Source organism: Atlantibacter sp. MEI4A-1023 (assembly GCF_056155425.1).
Genome location: NZ_CM149568.1, coordinates 777,536 through 792,969, shown reverse-complemented (window position 1 = coordinate 792,969; position 15,434 = coordinate 777,536). Strand labels below are relative to the sequence as shown.

The window sequence follows — 15,434 nt, the reverse complement described above, 5'->3', positions numbered from 1 at the left end:
TGAATCGCAGGATGCGGGGATATTACCTTTCCTGGGGTGGGTTCAACACCACAATTCCAGTATCCTTGAAACAGTGCATGAAAAAGGATCGCTCGCCGTGACGATATTCACCCATTCCGCCGTCGCCAGCCTGAATAACATCGAAATGATGGTCTATAACTACGTCGTCAAAAATCGCGACAAAGTGATGTATATGACGATCCGCGAGCTGGCCGAGGCGGTGGGCGTTTCTACGACCACGGTGTTGCGTTTTTGCCGCAAACTCAACTGCGACGGCTACTCCGAATTCCGGGTACGCTTTAAGCTCTATCTGGAGCAAAACGAGACCCAGCAGGCCAATTTTGGGGCCAGCGAGATTATCAGTTTTTTCCGCAGCGTGAATAACGACGAGTTCGAGCAGTTGCTGGATGAAGCCGTGGATATCATCCTGGCCTCAGAGCGCATTATTTTTGTCGGCGCGGGAACCTCCGGTTCGCTGGCTAAATACGGCGCGCGCTTTTTCTCCAACGTCGGGAAATTCAGTAATCACATCGATGACCCCTATTTCCCGGTCACCAACGATATGGCGAAAAACGCGTTGGCGATAGTGCTGTCGGTTTCCGGTGAAACGGCGGAAATCCTGCGCTTCGCCAGCCAGTTCAGCCTGCACCATTGCAAAGTGTTGTCGATTACCAGCCACGACAATTCGTCGCTGGCGAAACTGGCCGATTTTAATCTCTCCTGGCATATTCCCCAGACCCGTATCGCAGGCGTTTACGACATCACCACCCAAATCCCGGTGGTCTATATTCTTGAGACTCTGGGGCGCAAAATCGCCAGCAAACTGGGCGGATAAAACATCCTGTTTTCTGGCGGTAACAAGTCACAACCCGTTGATTTTGTTATATCGTGACATTTGCTTTTCCTTTTGCCAGACTCGCCTTCAACTCCTGTCTCACTATGTTCTGGGATCTCTACGATGAAAAAACTGACTTTACCCAAAGACTTTTTATGGGGTGGCGCGGTTGCCGCGCACCAGGTTGAAGGCGGCTGGAATAAAGGCGGCAAAGGCCCCAGCATTTGCGACGTGTTGACCGGCGGCGCGCACGGCGTTCCGCGTGAGATCACCCACAGCGTGGAAGCGGGAAAATACTATCCCAACCATGAAGCCGTGGATTTTCATGGCCGCTACAAAGAAGACATCAAACTGTTCGCAGAGATGGGTTTTAAATGCTTCCGCACCTCTATCGCCTGGACGCGTATTTTCCCGAACGGTGATGAACTGACGCCCAACGAAGAGGGCTTACAGTTTTATGACGACATGTTCGACGAATTGCTGAAGTACAACATCGAGCCGGTGATCACCCTGTCCCACTTCGAAATGCCGCTGCATCTGGTGCAGCAATACGGAGGCTGGACTCACCGTAAAGTGGTGGATTTCTTTGTGCGCTTCGCTGAAGTGGTATTCGAGCGCTACAAAAACAAGGTCAAATACTGGATGACCTTCAACGAGATTAACAACCAGCGCAACTGGCGTGCGCCGTTATTCGGCTATTGCTGTTCCGGCGTGGTGTACACCGAGCATGACAATCCGGAAGAGACCATGTACCAGGTGCTGCATCACCAGTTCGTTGCCAGCGCGCTGGCGGTGAAAGCGGCGCGCGGCATCAACCCGGCGATGAAAATCGGCTGTATGCTGGCGATGGTGCCGCTATACCCGTACTCCTGTAAGCCGGAAGACGTGATGTTTGCCCAGGAATCGATGCGCGAACGCTATGTCTTTACCGACGTGCAGCTGCGCGGCTACTACCCGTCCTATGTGCTGAATGAATGGGAGCGTCGCGGCTTTAACATCAACATGGAAGACGGCGACGAACAGGCGCTGCGCGAAGGCACCTGCGATTATCTGGGCTTCAGCTACTACATGACCAACGCCGTAAAAGCCGAAGGCGGTAGCGGCGATGCGCTGACCGGTTTCCAGGGCAGCGTCCCGAACCCACATGTGAAGGCGTCGGACTGGGGCTGGCAGATTGACCCGGTTGGCCTGCGTTACGCGCTGTGCGAGCTGTATGAGCGCTATCAGAAGCCGCTATTTATCGTTGAGAATGGCTTCGGCGCGTACGATAAAGTGGAAGAAGACGGCAGTATTAATGACGATTACCGTATCGACTACCTGCGCGCCCACGTTGAAGAGATGATCAAAGCGGTGACCTACGATGGCGTGGACCTGATGGGTTATACCCCGTGGGGCTGTATCGATTGCGTCTCCTTCACCACCGGTCAGTACAGCAAGCGTTACGGCTTTATCTATGTGAATAAGCACGATGACGGCACCGGGGATATGTCCCGCTCCCGCAAGAAAAGCTTTAACTGGTACAAAGACGTCATCGCCAGTAACGGCGAAAAACTGTAATTCTCACAGGGGCCTGAGTGCCCCTTTTTACTGCCCATGCATTAACGCCATTGATGAAACCTATCCCAATGATAGGCCCGGCTTGTGAAATTTATTGATCCCTCGCAAGAGGTAGAATTCCCACACTGACACTATGCCCTTTCAGGAACCAGATAGTTTGCGGTCTCTGAGACCTCATTCACCTTGAAGGGATAATAAGATGAAAAACCTCACTAAACTGGCGCTGGGTGTTGTGGGCGTCGGTCTTGTAGGCTACCTCGGGCTCGTGGCGTATGTGTATTACCACGACAGCGAGCGTAACAGCCGCGCGTTGACTCAAACCTCTGCTTCACCGCAAAACAATAAAGTGCTGGCGATCATGCGTGACAAAGGGTGTGACTATTGCCATACCGTGTCCAGCGATCTGCCGTTCTATGCCTCGCTGCCGATCGCGAAGCAGCTGATGAACTACGATATGCATCTTGGCTACCAATCGTTCAACCTCACCCCGCTGCGTCAGAGCCTGATTGACGACACGCCCGCGCTGCAAAGCGATTTGACCAAAATCGAATGGGTGATGGCGCACCAGACCATGCCGCCGACGCGCTACACCGCCCTGCACTGGGACGGCAAAATGAGCGACGATGAACGCGGCGTAGTGCTCGACTGGATCAAAGCCCAGCGTCTGAAGTATTACGCTGCCGACGATATGGCGGAGCAGCACCGCAACGAGCCGGTCCAGCCGATCCCGCAAACCGTCCCTTACGATGCGCGCAAAGCCGCACTGGGCTTCCGGCTGTACCACGATCCGCGCATTTCCGATGACAATTCCATCTCCTGCGCAAGCTGCCACCAGTTAGGCGCGGGCGGCGTGGATGGACGGAAAACCTCAACCGGCGTGCGCGGTGAAATCGGGCCGATAAACGCGCCAACGGTGTTTAACTCGGTATTTAACGTGGTTCAATTCTGGGATGGCCGTGCGCCGGATCTCAAAGCCCAGGCCGGTGGCCCGCCGCTTAATCCGATTGAAATGGCATCCAAATCCTGGGATGACATCACCGCCAAACTAAACCAGGATGCGATCCTCAAGCGCGACTTTACCGCCGTCTATCCGGAAGGATTAAGCGGCGACACCATTACCGACGCCATTGCCGAGTTTGAAAAAACGCTGATTACGCCGAACTCGCCGTTCGACAACTATCTGCGCGGCGATGAAAACACGTTAACCGCCCAGCAGAAACAGGGCTGGAAGCTGTTCAAAGACAACAAGTGCGCCACCTGCCATACCGGCGTGATCCTCGGCGGCAGAACCTTTGAGCCGCTGGGCCTGAAGAAAGCGTTTACGTTTGGCGACGTACTGCCGGCGGATATTGGGCGTATGAACGTCACCCATGACGAACGCGACCGCCTGCGCCAGAAAGTGCCAACGCTGCGTAACATCGCGCTCACCGCGCCGTATTTCCACCGTGGCGACGTGGCGACCCTGGATGAGGCGGTGAAACTGATGCTGCGTTACCAGGTGGGCACTGAACTACCGCAGTCCGACGTGGATGATATTGTGGCGTTTCTGCAAAGCCTGAACGGCGTGTATAAACCCGCGCCGCTGGAATAAACCTTAAAGCCGCCCGCCAGGGCGGCTACTTGCCACCCGCCAGATCGATAAAGCTGCCGGTCACGTACGACGCGTTATTACTCACCAGCCAGGCGATGGCCTGCGCCACTTCTTCCGGCTGCCCGCCGCGCCGCATCGGGATAGCAGACGCAACGCGATCTACGCGCCCCGGCTCGCCGCCCGACGCGTGCATCTCGGTATAGATAAAACCAGGCCGTACGCCGTTAACGCGAATGCCCTGCGCCGCCACTTCCAGCGACAGCCCGGTGGTCAGTGTATCTACCGCGCCTTTGGAAGCCGCATAGTCAACGTATTCCCCCGGCGATCCCAGACGCGCCGCCACCGAAGAGACATTAACAATCGCCCCGCCGCTGCCGCCGTGTTCAGTAGACATGCGTTTCACCGCCTCCCGGCAGCATAAGAAATAGCCGGTGACGTTGGTGGACAGCACGCGATTAATTCGTTCGGCGGTGAGGTTTTCTACCCGGCACTGGGTAGAAAGAATGCCCGCGTTGTTGACCAGTACGTTAACCGGCCCCCAGGTCTCGTCGATCGCGGTAAACATCGCCACCACCTGCTGCTCGTCAGAGACATCCGCCTGCCAGGCCAGCGCTTCGCCGCCCGCCTGGATAATCTCCTCTACCACCGCCTGTGCGGCCTGCTGGTCGCGATGATAGTTCACCACCACGCGCATTCCCTGCTGCGCCAACAGCAGTGCGGTGGCTTTGCCAATCCCCCGGCTACCGCCGGTCACCAGTGCAATAGTCATAGCATTCCCCAAAAAAATAAGGGCACCGAAGTGCCCTTACAGGATAGAACAACGCGCTGCGTTATTGATATTCGCTCATCGGCACGCAGGAGCAGAACAGGTTGCGGTCGCCGTACACATCGTCCAGACGTTTTACCGTCGGCCAGTATTTATTGGCGTGGCCCGCCGGGAACACCGCCAGCTCACGGCTGTACGGATGCGCCCACTCTTCGGCAACTTCGTTCTGGGTATGCGGCGCGTTAACCAGCGGGTTATCCTCCAGCGGCCACTCGCCTTTCGCCACGCGGTCGATTTCTTCGCGGATGGTCAGCATCGCGTCGATAAAGCGGTCCAGCTCCAGTTTGCTTTCCGATTCGGTCGGCTCAACCATCAGCGTCCCGGCAACCGGGAAGGACATGGTCGGCGCGTGGAATCCGTAGTCGATCAGGCGCTTGGCGATGTCCAGCTCGCTGATGCCGGTCTGCTCTTTCAGCGGACGAATATCGAGAATGCACTCGTGCGCCACGCGGCCATCGCGCCCGGTATACAGCACCGGGAACGCGCTTTTCAGACGCGTCGCAATGTAGTTTGCGTTAAGGATCGCCGTCTGGCTGGCGCGTTTAAGCCCCTGTGCGCCCATCATGCGGATGTACATCCAACTGATCGGCAGAATCGACGCGCTGCCGAACGGTGCGGCGGAAACCGCGCCCTGTCGGGTCAGCATGCCGTCAATCTGCACCACGCTGTGGCCTGGCACAAACGGCGCAAGATGCGCTTTCACGCCAATCGGACCCATGCCCGGGCCGCCGCCGCCGTGCGGAATGCAGAAGGTTTTGTGCAGGTTGAGGTGCGACACATCCGCGCCGATATAGCCCGGCGTGGTGATGCCGACCTGGGCATTCATGTTTGCGCCGTCGAGGTAAACCTGGCCGCCAAACTGATGCACCACGTTGCACACTTCACGAATGGTCTCTTCATACACGCCGTGCGTCGACGGATACGTCACCATGATGCACGACAGCTGGTCGCCCGCCTGCCCGGCTTTGGCGCGCAGATCGGTCAGGTCGATGTTGCCCTGCTTATCGCACGCTACCACCACCACCTGCATCCCCGCCATCTGTGCGGAGGCCGGGTTGGTGCCGTGAGCGGAAGCCGGGATCAGGCAGATATCACGATGGCCTTCGTTGCGGCTCTCATGATAGTGACGGATCGCCAGCAGACCGGCGTATTCGCCCTGCGCACCGGAGTTCGGCTGCATGCACAGCGCGTCATAGCCGGTGAGCTTCACCAGCCACTCGGAGAGCTGCGCAATCATCTGGTGATAGCCTTCGGCCTGATCCACCGGGCAGAATGGGTGCAATTCAGCAAATTCCGGCCAGGTGATGGGGATCATTTCCGCCGCCGCGTTGAGCTTCATGGTGCAGGAGCCCAGCGGGATCATCGCCTGGTTGAGCGCCAGATCTTTACGCTCCAGGGAATGCATGTAGCGCATCATCTCGGTTTCGCTGTGATAGCGGTTGAACACCGGGTGAGTCAGGATCGCGTCCTGGCGCAGCATGGCGTCCGGGATTGAGCGGCTGTCGTGCGCCACGTCTTTATCCAGTTCGCTGATATCCAGCCCGTGGTTGTCGCCCAGCAACACATTAAACAGGTTCAGCAGATCCTGACGGGTGGTGGTTTCATCCAGGGTAATGCCTACCGCGTTCAGCACGTCGCTGCGCAGGTTGATTTCTTTGGCCTGGGCGCGGCTCAGCACGGCGGCTTTATCGGCGATTTCTACGCAAAGCGTGTCGAACCAGCTACTGTGGCGCAGTTTGAGGCCTTTATGTTGCAGGCCCGCTGCCAGGATATCGGTCATACGGTGGATGCGATCGGCAATGCGCTTCAGGCCTTTCGGGCCGTGGTACACCGCATACAGGCTGGCGATATTCGCTAAAAGCACCTGAGACGTACAAATGTTGGAGTTGGCTTTCTCGCGGCGGATATGCTGCTCGCGGGTCTGCATCGCCATACGCAGCGCGGTGTTGCCCGCCGCGTCTTTGGAAACGCCGATAATACGGCCAGGCATAGAGCGTTTATGCTCGTCGCGTGCGCCGAAGAAGGCCGCGTGTGGGCCGCCGTAGCCCATCGGTACGCCGAAGCGCTGGGCGGAGCCGAACACGATATCCGCGCCCTGGTGGCCCGGCGCGGTCAACAGCACCAGTGCCATAAAATCTGCGGCGACGCTAACCACCACTTTGCGTGATTTCAGTTCTGCGATCAGCGCAGCGTAATCATGCACTTCGCCGGTGGTGCCCACCTGCTGCAACAGCACGCCGAACACGTCCTGATGGTCGAGCACCTTTTGCGGTTCATCGACAATAACGTCAAAGCCGAAGGTTTCGGCACGGGTACGCACCACGTCCAGCGTTTGCGGGTGTACGTCAGCCGCCACGAAGAAGCGGTTCGCATTCTTCAGCTTGCTGACGCGTTTGGCCATCGCCATCGCTTCCGCCGCTGCCGTGGCTTCATCCAGCAGGGAGGCCGAGGCGATATCCATACCGGTCAGGTCAATCGTCACCTGCTGGAAGTTCAGCAGCGCTTCAAGACGCCCCTGCGAGACTTCCGGCTGATACGGCGTATAGGCGGTGTACCAGCCTGGGTTTTCCAGCATATTGCGCAGGATCACCGGCGGCGTGTGCACGGCGGCATAGCCCATACCGATAAAGGTTTTAAAACGTTTGTTGCGGGCGGCGATGGCTTTCAGTTCAGCCAGCGCTGCAAATTCGGTAGCCGCTTCGCCAATCGCGGGCGGCGTCGCCAGCTGAATGTCCGCAGGGACAATTTGCGCCGTCAGGGCATCAAGGGAGTCCGCGCCAACGGTGTTGAGCATGGCGTGCAGCTGCTCGCTATCCGGGCCGATATGACGGTCAATAAACGCGTCGCGGTTTTCCAACTGGTCGAGGGTCTGGGTCATGAGCGAGGGTTCCTGAAACGTGCAGTGAATCGGTTGGTAACGGGTGGTACTCGAAAAATTATTCACGTTGCAGAAGCCAGCGCCCCTGCAACATGAAGGATGACGCGTATTTATTCGTCTTCTAACAGGGCTTCGTAACCAGCCGCATCCAGTAATGCTTCAACTTCGGATTCGTCGCTGGCTTTGATACGGAAAATCCAGCCTGCGCCATACGGCTCGCTGTTCACCTGCTCAGGTGAATCGCTCAGGGCGTCGTTTACCGCAACGATTTCACCGCTGATTGGCGCATAAATGTCGGATGCCGCTTTCACGGATTCCGCCACCGCGCAGTCATCGCCCGCGCTTACGGTTGCGCCAACGTCCGGCAGATCGACAAATACCATGTCGCCCAGCAGTTCCTGCGCATGTTCGGTAATCCCAACGGTGTAAGACCCGTCCGCTTCTTTACGCAGCCACTCATGCTCTTTGCTGTATTTCAGTTCACCTGGCACATTGCTCATTTCTTTTTCTCCGAATAACGAAACAGTTACTGAACGACCGGCTTACCGGCGCGAACAAAAATCGGTTTGGTGACCATAACCGGCATTTCGCGGTTACGGATCTGCACGATGGCGGTGTCGCCAATCCCGGCGGGAACGCGCGCCAGCGCAATGCTGTAGCCCAGGGTCGGTGAGAACGATCCGCTGGTGATCTTGCCTTCCTGCACGTTGCCCTGCGCATCGGTGAAACGCACCGGCAGGTCATTACGCAGTACGCCTTTCTCTTTCATGATCAGGCCAACCAGTTGGTCGGTGCCTTTTTCGCGCTGGGATTCCAGCGCTTCGCGGCCGATAAAATCACGATCTTCCGGCTGCCAGGCAATCGTCCAGCCCATATTGGCTTCCAGCGGGGAAACGCCTTCGTCCATCTCCTGACCGTACAGATTCATACCCGCTTCCAGGCGCAGCGTATCGCGCGCGCCAAGCCCGCACGGCTTCACGCCTGCCTCAACTAACTGGCTCCAGAAAGAGACCGCTTTTTCTACCGGCATCGCGATTTCATAACCCGCTTCGCCGGTGTAGCCGGTGGTGGCGATAAACACATCACCGGACTGCACGCCAAAGAACGGCTTCATGCCGTCCACGGCCTGGCGTTGTTCATCAGTAAACAGGGTAGCGGCTTTCTGTTTCGCCTGCGGGCCCTGAACGGCAATCAGCGCCAGGTCATCGCGAACGGTGATGTCGATGGCATACGGTTCGGCGTGCTGGGTGATCCAGGCGAGGTCTTTTTCACGGGTGGCAGAGTTAACAACGAGGCGGAAATAATCTTCAGTGAGGAAATAAACAATCAGGTCGTCAATCACGCCGCCGGAAGCATTGAGCATCCCGCTGTACAGCGCTTTACCCGGCTGGGTAAGCTTCGCCACGTCGTTTGCCAGCAGATAGCGCAGAAACTCGCGGGTGCGATCGCCATGCAGGTCGACGATGGTCATATGGGATACATCGAACATTCCGGCATCGTTGCGCACCGCGTGGTGCTCATCGATCTGCGAGCCGTAGTGCAGCGGCATCATCCAGCCATGGAAATCCACCATGCGCGCGCCGCAGAGCGTGTGTTGTTCGAACAAAGGAGTCTGTTGAGCCATCTTTTCCTCTTTCAGTCAGCAGAGGCCTGTTGCCTCTTTACTACTGGACGAAACCCGGCGTCGGCATCATTCCCGCCGCCGACGCAAACGTTACCTTTGGCCTGACGTTACCATCTAACGCCGGGACAAACCACACGCGAAAATGGGTCATTACATTAGCTTATGACCAAAATGGGAAAAGAAGGCTACAGTGGAATTCACTGGAAAAATGCGAATACAGACACATAAACGCAACATAAAGGGGAATGATTTTTTACGAGGAAGCATTTACGTCGGAAATTCGGATGAAATCGCTAAAAGCGAAAAATCGCCACATTAATAAAACTAATTCGAAAAATCCGGTCAAATTAGAATAATTCAAATGAGGAGAAGCTTCCCTTCTCAGTGCCTGAAAAGGGAAGTGTGATCGAGTTAACGTAACCAGTCAGGCAGGTCGTTGAGGCCCATCGCCTCACGAATAAGCTGCGGTTTGACGCCCGGCAATTTATCCGCCAGCTTCAGCCCCACATCGCGCAGCAGTTTTTTGGCCGGATGGCTCCCGGCAAACAGTTCGCGAAACCCCTGCATACTCGCCAGCATTACCGCCGCGCTGTGCTTGCGGCTGCGTTCGTAGCGGCGCAGGTAGAGGTGCTGCCCGATATCTTTGCCCTGCTTGTGCAGACGGCGGATCTCGGCAATCAGTTCTGCCGCATCCATAAAGCCGAGGTTGACGCCCTGTCCGGCGAGCGGATGAATGGTGTGTGCCGCGTCGCCCACCAGCGCCAGACGATGGGCGGCGAACTGGCGGGCATAGCGCCCGGTCAACGGATAGATTTGACGCTCGCTTTCCAATGAACACAGGCCGAGCCGGTTATCAAAGGCGATGCACAGTTCCTGGTTAAAGGTCTCAACATCGCACTGCTGTAACCGCTCCGCCTCTTTCGGCGACAGTGACCAGACGATGGAGCACAGGTTCGGATCGGGTAAGGGCAGGAATGCCAGAATGCCTTCACCATGAAAAATCTGCCGCGCCACCGCGCCGTGCGGCTCTGCGGTGCGGATCGTCGCTACCAGCGCCTGATGCCCGTAATCCCAGAACGTCAGCGGAATATCCGCGCGGTTGCGTAGCCACGAGTTCGCGCCATCCGCTCCCACCACCAGCCGCGCCGTCAGCATGGTGCCGTCCTGCAACGTCAGAAAGGCTTCATTTTCACCGAATGCCACCTGTTGTAGCTGCGACGGGGCAATTAGCGTGATGTCTGCGTTACGGGAGGCTTTCTCCCACAGCGCCTGATGGACCACACTGTTTTCGATGATATGGCCGAGGTGGCTGAAGCCCATGCTTTTATCGTCGAACGCGATGCGTCCAAAGCTGTCTTTGTCCCACACTTCCATGCCGTGATAACGGCTGACGCGCTGTTCCAGAATGGCTTGCCAGACGCCGAGCTTTTCCAGCAGTTTTTCGCTGGCCGCGTTAATGGCGGATACCCGCAGCGCAAAAGGCGCATCCGCCGCCAGCGGTTGCGGTTGCTGCTGCTCAAGCACCGCGACGCGCAGGCCGCTGCCCTGCAATCCGCACGCCAGTGCCAGCCCGACCATTCCGCCGCCTACAATCGCCACATCTACGCTTTGCACATTTTTCTCCTTAGCGCGCAACCCAACCCAGGGTCCGCCTGGCCAGCGCATCGCGCGCTGGCGTGAATATCTCAACGCCCATCAGCCCTAAATTTCGCCCCACCACCAGCGGCGACCAGTGATTGGCAAACAGATGCACCAGCCCGTCGGTTACGCCTACGGTGGCGTCGCGATCCGGCTCGCGCTGGCACTGCCAGCCGTTGAGTACCGCGAAGGCGCCCACATCCTGCCCCGCTTGCCAGGCCGCCGCCACGTTTTCCGCCAGAGTGATCACATCGCGCATACCGAGGTTAAACCCCTGCCCGGCAATGGGATGCAGCGTTTGGGAGGCATTGCCCACCAGCGCGACGCGATGGGATACCGACGATTCGGCACGGCTTAGCACCAGCGGATAGGCGCTTCTGGCCCCTGCATGGGTAATGCGGCCTAACCGCCAGCCGAACGCTTTCTGCAATTCATCGCAGAACCGCGCATCGCTCCAGTCCAGCACCTGCTGGTTTTCCAGCGAATGGCACCACACCAGCGAACAGCGCCCCTGGGTCATCGGCAATACCGCCAGCGGCCCATTTTCGGTAAAGCGCTCGAACGCGCGGCCACGGTGCGGCTGCGCGGTGGTGACGTTGGCGATGACCGCCAGCTGTTGATAAGGAATATTTTGCCAGCGGATGCCGCACTGCTCGCCGATAGCGGACCGCGAACCGTCTGCCGCTACCAACAGCGCCCCGCGGATCTGCTGGCCGTTGGACAGGGTGACGTCAACATGTTGTTCGTCGCGCGCGACTTTCGTCACTCTGGCCGGGCAGTGCAGCGTCACGCCACGGGCGCGTTTGAGTAAGGTAAACAGCCGCTGGCCGATTTCATGCAGCTCAACCACCTGCCCCAGCGCATCAATCTGATAATCCCGCGCGTCGATGGTGACGAACCCGGCGTGGCCTCTGTCGCTGACATGCACCGTTTCAATGGCAGTGGCGCAGTCGGCCAGATTTTGCCAGATACCGATGCGCGCCAGCTGCGCCACGGTGCCCTGGGCCAGCGCGATAGCGCGCGCATCAAACCCAGGATGTGCGGTGCTGGAAGGCGGCGTCGCCTCAACCAGATGCACCGCCAGCTTGCCCTGGGTTAAGTGGGAAATCGCCAGCGCCAGGGTCGCGCCCGCCATTCCTCCGCCGACGAGGATGATGCTCATGGCTGTTTCGCCGCAGCCATTAGCGCTTCGATATCGTCGGGGCGCTTCACGACGCTTGCCGTCAGGTTTTCATTACCGGTGGCGGTGATCAGGATATCGTCCTCAACCCGGATACCGATGCCGCGGTATTGCGGCGGTACGTCGGCGTCCGGCGCGATATACAGGCCCGGCTCCACGGTAATCACCATGCCCGGCTCCAGAGTCCGGGAGCGATCCGGGCCATAAACTCCGACGTCATGCACATCCAGCCCCAGCCAGTGGCTTAAGCCGTGCATAAAGTAAGGCCGGTGGGCGTTTTCGCTAATCAGTTGCTCGACATCGCCCTTCAGAATGCCCAGTTTCACCAGGCCGGTGACCATAATGCGCACCACTTGCTGGGTGACTTCCAGCATTGAAGTGCCAGGACGATACAGCTCAAGCGCCGCGTCCAGCGACGCCAGCACGATGTCATAGATGTCGCGCTGAGCCGGGGTAAACTTGCCGTTGACCGGGAAGGTACGGGTGATATCGCCCGCGTAGCCCTGGTATTCGCAGCCCGCGTCGATCAGCACCATTTCGCCGTCCTGCAACTGCGATTCGTTTTCGGTGTAATGCAGAATGCAGCCATTTTCGCCGCCACCCACAATGGTGTTGTAAGAGGGGAAACGCGCGCCGTGGCGGTTGAATTCATGGAGAATTTCGCCTTCGAGCTGATACTCGAACATTCCTGGGCGGCATTTCTCCATAGCCCGGGTGTGCGCCAGCGCGGTGATTTCTCCAGCGCGGCGCAGCACGGCGATCTCTTCTTCGGATTTAAACAGGCGCATTTCATGTACCCACGGACGCCAGTCGGTAAGCGTGGCGGGCGCGGTGAGATTCTGGCGCGAGCCGCGACGCAGTTTATCCAGCGCGTGGAACACCGCCGTATCGGCAAAATCGTACTGGCCCTGGGCGTGGTACACCACGTCGAGCCCGTTCAACAACTGGAACAGTTGCTCGTTGAGCTCATCCCAGGCTAACGCGCGGTCTACGGCTAGTTTTTCCGGCGCGGCGTCTTGCCCCAGACGGCGGCCAAACCAGATTTCCGCCGTTTTATCGCGTAGCCGGTTAAACAGCACGCTGTGGTTATGGGTATCGTCGCTTTTGATCAGCACCAGCAGGGCTTCGGGTTCGTTAAATCCGGTGAAGTACCAGAAATCGCTGTTCTGGCGGAATGGGTATTCGCTGTCGGCGCTGCGGGTAACTTCCGGCGCGGCGAAAATCAACGCGGCGCTGCCTGGCGCCATTTTTGCCAGTAATTGCTGGCGACGACGAAGGAATTCCTGTTGGGTCATGGCGCCTCCTACGCGGTGACGAAAATTAATGGAGTGTCGGTTTACGCACTTCCGGCGCGGTCGGCTGCTGCTGGCGACTAAAGGTGTCGTGGCAAAGCAACGCGGCAACGCGGACGTACTCGACTATCTCCTCCAGAGACATTTCTAATTCTTCCTGATCTTCTTCTTCATCGTAACCCAACTGGGCGATATTGCGCAGATCGTCAATCGCTTCGCCGGTTTCGCCGGTAACTTTATCCAGCTTAGTCTGGGTAACGCCGAGGCCCAGCAGGAAGTGGTTAACCCAGCCCGCTAGCGCATCGGCGCGGTCAAATACCGTGACGTCATCGCCATCCGGCAGGTAGAGCTGGAACAGAAAACCGTCGTCTTCCAGCGAATCGCTGGTGGCGGAGTGCATCTGGCGCAGCGCCTGCGCCAGGTTCTGACCAAAGGCCAGACCTTCGTTGGTCAGGTCGTGCAACAGCGGCTGCCAGCTACTGTCATGGTTGCCGCCGCACAGCATCCCACTGATGAGGCCATGCATTTCGGCGGGCGTCAGTCCCACACCCTGTTGGGTGAGTAACTGGTTAACGTCATCGTAACCAGGTAAAGCGTTCTGTATAGACATGCGCATTCATCGTCGTTGGGAGGAAAAGTTCGTGTTATGCTACCACTTTGGGCCCTGGGGATACCAGAAAAGGGCTTGTATCTTCATATAAGGGTAGCTATAGTGTCGCCCCTTCGCAGCCCCGGCTGCGGTAGCAGGCGAGTCAACAGCAGGAAGGTGGAATGTCTGCACAACCAGTCGATATCCAAATTTTTGGGCGTTCACTGCGGGTGAATTGTCCGCCTGAACAAAAAGATGCGTTGAATCAGGCTGCAGAAGAGCTGAATCAACGGTTGCAAGATCTAAAAGTTCGCACTAGAGTCACAAATACCGAGCAGTTAGTCTTCATCGCAGCACTCAACATTTGCTATGAACTAACGCAGGAAAAGGCCAAGACTCGCGACTACGCTGAAAGCATGGAACAGCGTATCAGAATGCTCCAGCAGACCATTGAACAGGCATTACTTGAGCAAGGTCGCATAAGTGAGAGAACAGGGCCGAAGTTTGAATAACACTTCAGGGTCTACTATGGTAGAGTGACCGTGAAGAAAAAATTTCTCTGAGATGTTCGCAAGCGGGCCAGTCCCCTGAGCCGATATTTCATACCAACAGAATGTGGCGCTCCACGGTCGGTGAGCATGCTCGGTTCGCCCGAGAAGCCTTAAGACCATGACGACACATTCACCTTGAACCAAGGGTTCAAGGGTTACAGCCTGCGGCGGCATCTCGGAGATTCCCTTCCCTACCTCATCAGCCACGCCAACAGCGACACCTTCACACTGAAGGATACTGTTTCATGACCCGACAGCTTTTACCCATTTCAACGCGCCAGCAAATCCGCCAGCAGATCAGATTACGCCGAAAATCTCTTACCCGGCAGCAACAGTTGCACGCCGCCCAGCAGGGTGCCGCACGTATGATGGCGTTTGCGCCGGTTGTTGAGGCGCACACCGTGGCGCTGTTTCTCTCTTTCGATGGCGAACTGGATACCCGGCCATTAATCGAAGGGCTATGGCGCGCGGGTAAAAAAGTCTATCTGCCGGTACTGCATCCGTTTAGTCCGGGGAATCTGCTGTTTCTGCGCTACTTTCCTGACAGCGATCTGGTGCTCAATCAGTTTAAAATTCATGAGCCAGTGCTGGATGTGCGCCACGTTTTACCGCTCCACCAACTCGATGTGCTGGTTACCCCGCTGGTAGCGTTTGATTCCGCTGGTCAGCGCCTCGGCATGGGTGGCGGCTTTTATGACCGCACGCTACAAAACTGGCGTCAACACGGCCTTTTCCCGGTTGGCTATGCCCATGATTGCCAACAGGTAGAATCCCTGCCGGTTGAAGAGTGGGATATTCCACTGCCCGCCGTGATCACGCCGACCGCTACCTGGCAATGGCAATAAAAAAACCCACCGAAGTGGGTTTTTTCGA

At 57.5% G+C, this 15,434-nt stretch carries 13 protein-coding genes and 1 other RNA gene; 6 read left to right on the top strand and 8 right to left on the bottom strand.

The annotated features are described in order from the left end of the window. Positions 1-103: 103 nt before the first annotated feature. From ACVV26_RS03810 to ACVV26_RS03800, 3 genes are all read left to right on the top strand, one after another. Positions 104-835, top strand: a complete 732-nt coding sequence (locus ACVV26_RS03810; RefSeq protein WP_474801717.1) for a MurR/RpiR family transcriptional regulator — start codon at positions 104-106, stop codon at positions 833-835. Positions 836-958: 123 nt separating this feature from the next. Further along, positions 959-2,392 (top strand): 6-phospho-beta-glucosidase, encoded by a 1,434-nt coding sequence (locus tag ACVV26_RS03805; protein ID WP_474800065.1) that lies wholly within the window; start codon positions 959-961, stop codon positions 2,390-2,392. 199 nt (positions 2,393-2,591) lie between these two features. Further along, on the top strand, positions 2,592-3,983 hold the full coding sequence (locus ACVV26_RS03800) for a cytochrome c peroxidase (protein WP_474800064.1): 1,392 nt from the start codon (positions 2,592-2,594) through the stop codon (positions 3,981-3,983). Positions 3,984-4,008: 25 nt separating this feature from the next. Here the strand turns inward: ACVV26_RS03800 and ACVV26_RS03795 are convergent, their stop codons facing one another. The 8 genes from ACVV26_RS03795 to ACVV26_RS03760 form a co-directional block, all read right to left on the bottom strand. Next, a complete protein-coding gene (locus ACVV26_RS03795; protein ID WP_474800063.1) occupies positions 4,009-4,752 on the bottom strand; it encodes an SDR family oxidoreductase in 744 nt (247 codons plus the stop codon). A 61-nt stretch (positions 4,753-4,813) separates the two neighbouring features. Further along, entirely contained in the window at positions 4,814-7,687 is a 2,874-nt protein-coding gene (gene gcvP / locus ACVV26_RS03790; protein WP_474800062.1) for an aminomethyl-transferring glycine dehydrogenase, read from the bottom strand. 110 nt (positions 7,688-7,797) lie between these two features. Then, positions 7,798-8,187, bottom strand: a complete 390-nt coding sequence (gcvH, locus tag ACVV26_RS03785; RefSeq protein WP_474800060.1) for a glycine cleavage system protein GcvH — start codon at positions 8,185-8,187, stop codon at positions 7,798-7,800. 26 nt (positions 8,188-8,213) lie between these two features. Further along, the gene (gene gcvT, locus ACVV26_RS03780) at positions 8,214-9,311 is read right to left on the bottom strand and encodes a glycine cleavage system aminomethyltransferase GcvT (RefSeq protein WP_474800059.1); all 1,098 of its coding nucleotides are present in this window, start codon (positions 9,309-9,311) and stop codon (positions 8,214-8,216) included. Between the two features lie 411 nt (positions 9,312-9,722). After that, complete coding sequence (ubiI, locus tag ACVV26_RS03775; protein ID WP_474800058.1) at positions 9,723-10,925, bottom strand: FAD-dependent 2-octaprenylphenol hydroxylase; 1,203 nt, start codon at positions 10,923-10,925, stop codon at positions 9,723-9,725. Positions 10,926-10,935: 10 nt separating this feature from the next. Then, positions 10,936-12,111, bottom strand: coding sequence for a 2-octaprenyl-6-methoxyphenyl hydroxylase (gene ubiH / locus ACVV26_RS03770; RefSeq protein WP_474800057.1), 1,176 nt, complete (start codon positions 12,109-12,111; stop codon positions 10,936-10,938). Further along, positions 12,108-13,424 (bottom strand): Xaa-Pro aminopeptidase, encoded by a 1,317-nt coding sequence (pepP, locus tag ACVV26_RS03765; RefSeq protein ID WP_474800056.1) that lies wholly within the window; start codon positions 13,422-13,424, stop codon positions 12,108-12,110. The genes ubiH and pepP overlap by 4 nt, the downstream gene beginning before the upstream one ends. Positions 13,425-13,449: 25 nt before the next feature. Continuing rightward, positions 13,450-14,031 carry a YecA/YgfB family protein gene (locus ACVV26_RS03760; RefSeq protein WP_312980715.1) on the bottom strand — a complete coding sequence of 194 codons (582 nt, stop codon included), beginning with the start codon at positions 14,029-14,031 and terminating at the stop codon, positions 13,450-13,452. Between the two features lie 161 nt (positions 14,032-14,192). On the opposite strand from ACVV26_RS03760, the gene zapA reads away from it, so the two are divergent. The 3 genes from zapA to ACVV26_RS03745 all read left to right on the top strand — a co-directional run bounded on the left by zapA (position 14,193) and on the right by ACVV26_RS03745 (position 15,406). Beyond that, positions 14,193-14,522, top strand: a complete 330-nt coding sequence (zapA, locus tag ACVV26_RS03755) for a cell division protein ZapA (protein ID WP_002434440.1) — start codon at positions 14,193-14,195, stop codon at positions 14,520-14,522. Positions 14,523-14,563: 41 nt separating this feature from the next. Beyond that, positions 14,564-14,747: non-coding RNA, 6S RNA (ssrS, locus tag ACVV26_RS03750), on the top strand. Between the two features lie 59 nt (positions 14,748-14,806). Then, positions 14,807-15,406, top strand: a complete 600-nt coding sequence (locus tag ACVV26_RS03745) for a 5-formyltetrahydrofolate cyclo-ligase (protein WP_474800055.1) — start codon at positions 14,807-14,809, stop codon at positions 15,404-15,406. The last annotated feature ends 28 nt before the right edge of the window (positions 15,407-15,434 follow it).

What these genes read in the sequence shown, in the direction of transcription:
- gcvP (WP_474800062.1), bottom strand. Translation starts at nt 7,687, where the DNA reads ATGACCCAGACCCTCGACCAGTTGGAAAACCGCGACGCGTTTATTGAC.
- zapA (WP_002434440.1), top strand. Translation starts at nt 14,193, where the DNA reads ATGTCTGCACAACCAGTCGATATCCAAATTTTTGGGCGTTCACTGCGG.
- gcvH (WP_474800060.1), bottom strand. Translation starts at nt 8,187, where the DNA reads ATGAGCAATGTGCCAGGTGAACTGAAATACAGCAAAGAGCATGAGTGG.
- ubiH (WP_474800057.1), bottom strand. Translation starts at nt 12,111, where the DNA reads ATGAGCATCATCCTCGTCGGCGGAGGAATGGCGGGCGCGACCCTGGCG.
- ACVV26_RS03800 (WP_474800064.1), top strand. Translation starts at nt 2,592, where the DNA reads ATGAAAAACCTCACTAAACTGGCGCTGGGTGTTGTGGGCGTCGGTCTT.
- gcvT (WP_474800059.1), bottom strand. Translation starts at nt 9,311, where the DNA reads ATGGCTCAACAGACTCCTTTGTTCGAACAACACACGCTCTGCGGCGCG.
- ACVV26_RS03805 (WP_474800065.1), top strand. Translation starts at nt 959, where the DNA reads ATGAAAAAACTGACTTTACCCAAAGACTTTTTATGGGGTGGCGCGGTT.
- ACVV26_RS03745 (WP_474800055.1), top strand. Translation starts at nt 14,807, where the DNA reads ATGACCCGACAGCTTTTACCCATTTCAACGCGCCAGCAAATCCGCCAG.
- pepP (WP_474800056.1), bottom strand. Translation starts at nt 13,424, where the DNA reads ATGACCCAACAGGAATTCCTTCGTCGTCGCCAGCAATTACTGGCAAAA.
- ACVV26_RS03760 (WP_312980715.1), bottom strand. Translation starts at nt 14,031, where the DNA reads ATGTCTATACAGAACGCTTTACCTGGTTACGATGACGTTAACCAGTTA.
- ACVV26_RS03795 (WP_474800063.1), bottom strand. Translation starts at nt 4,752, where the DNA reads ATGACTATTGCACTGGTGACCGGCGGTAGCCGGGGGATTGGCAAAGCC.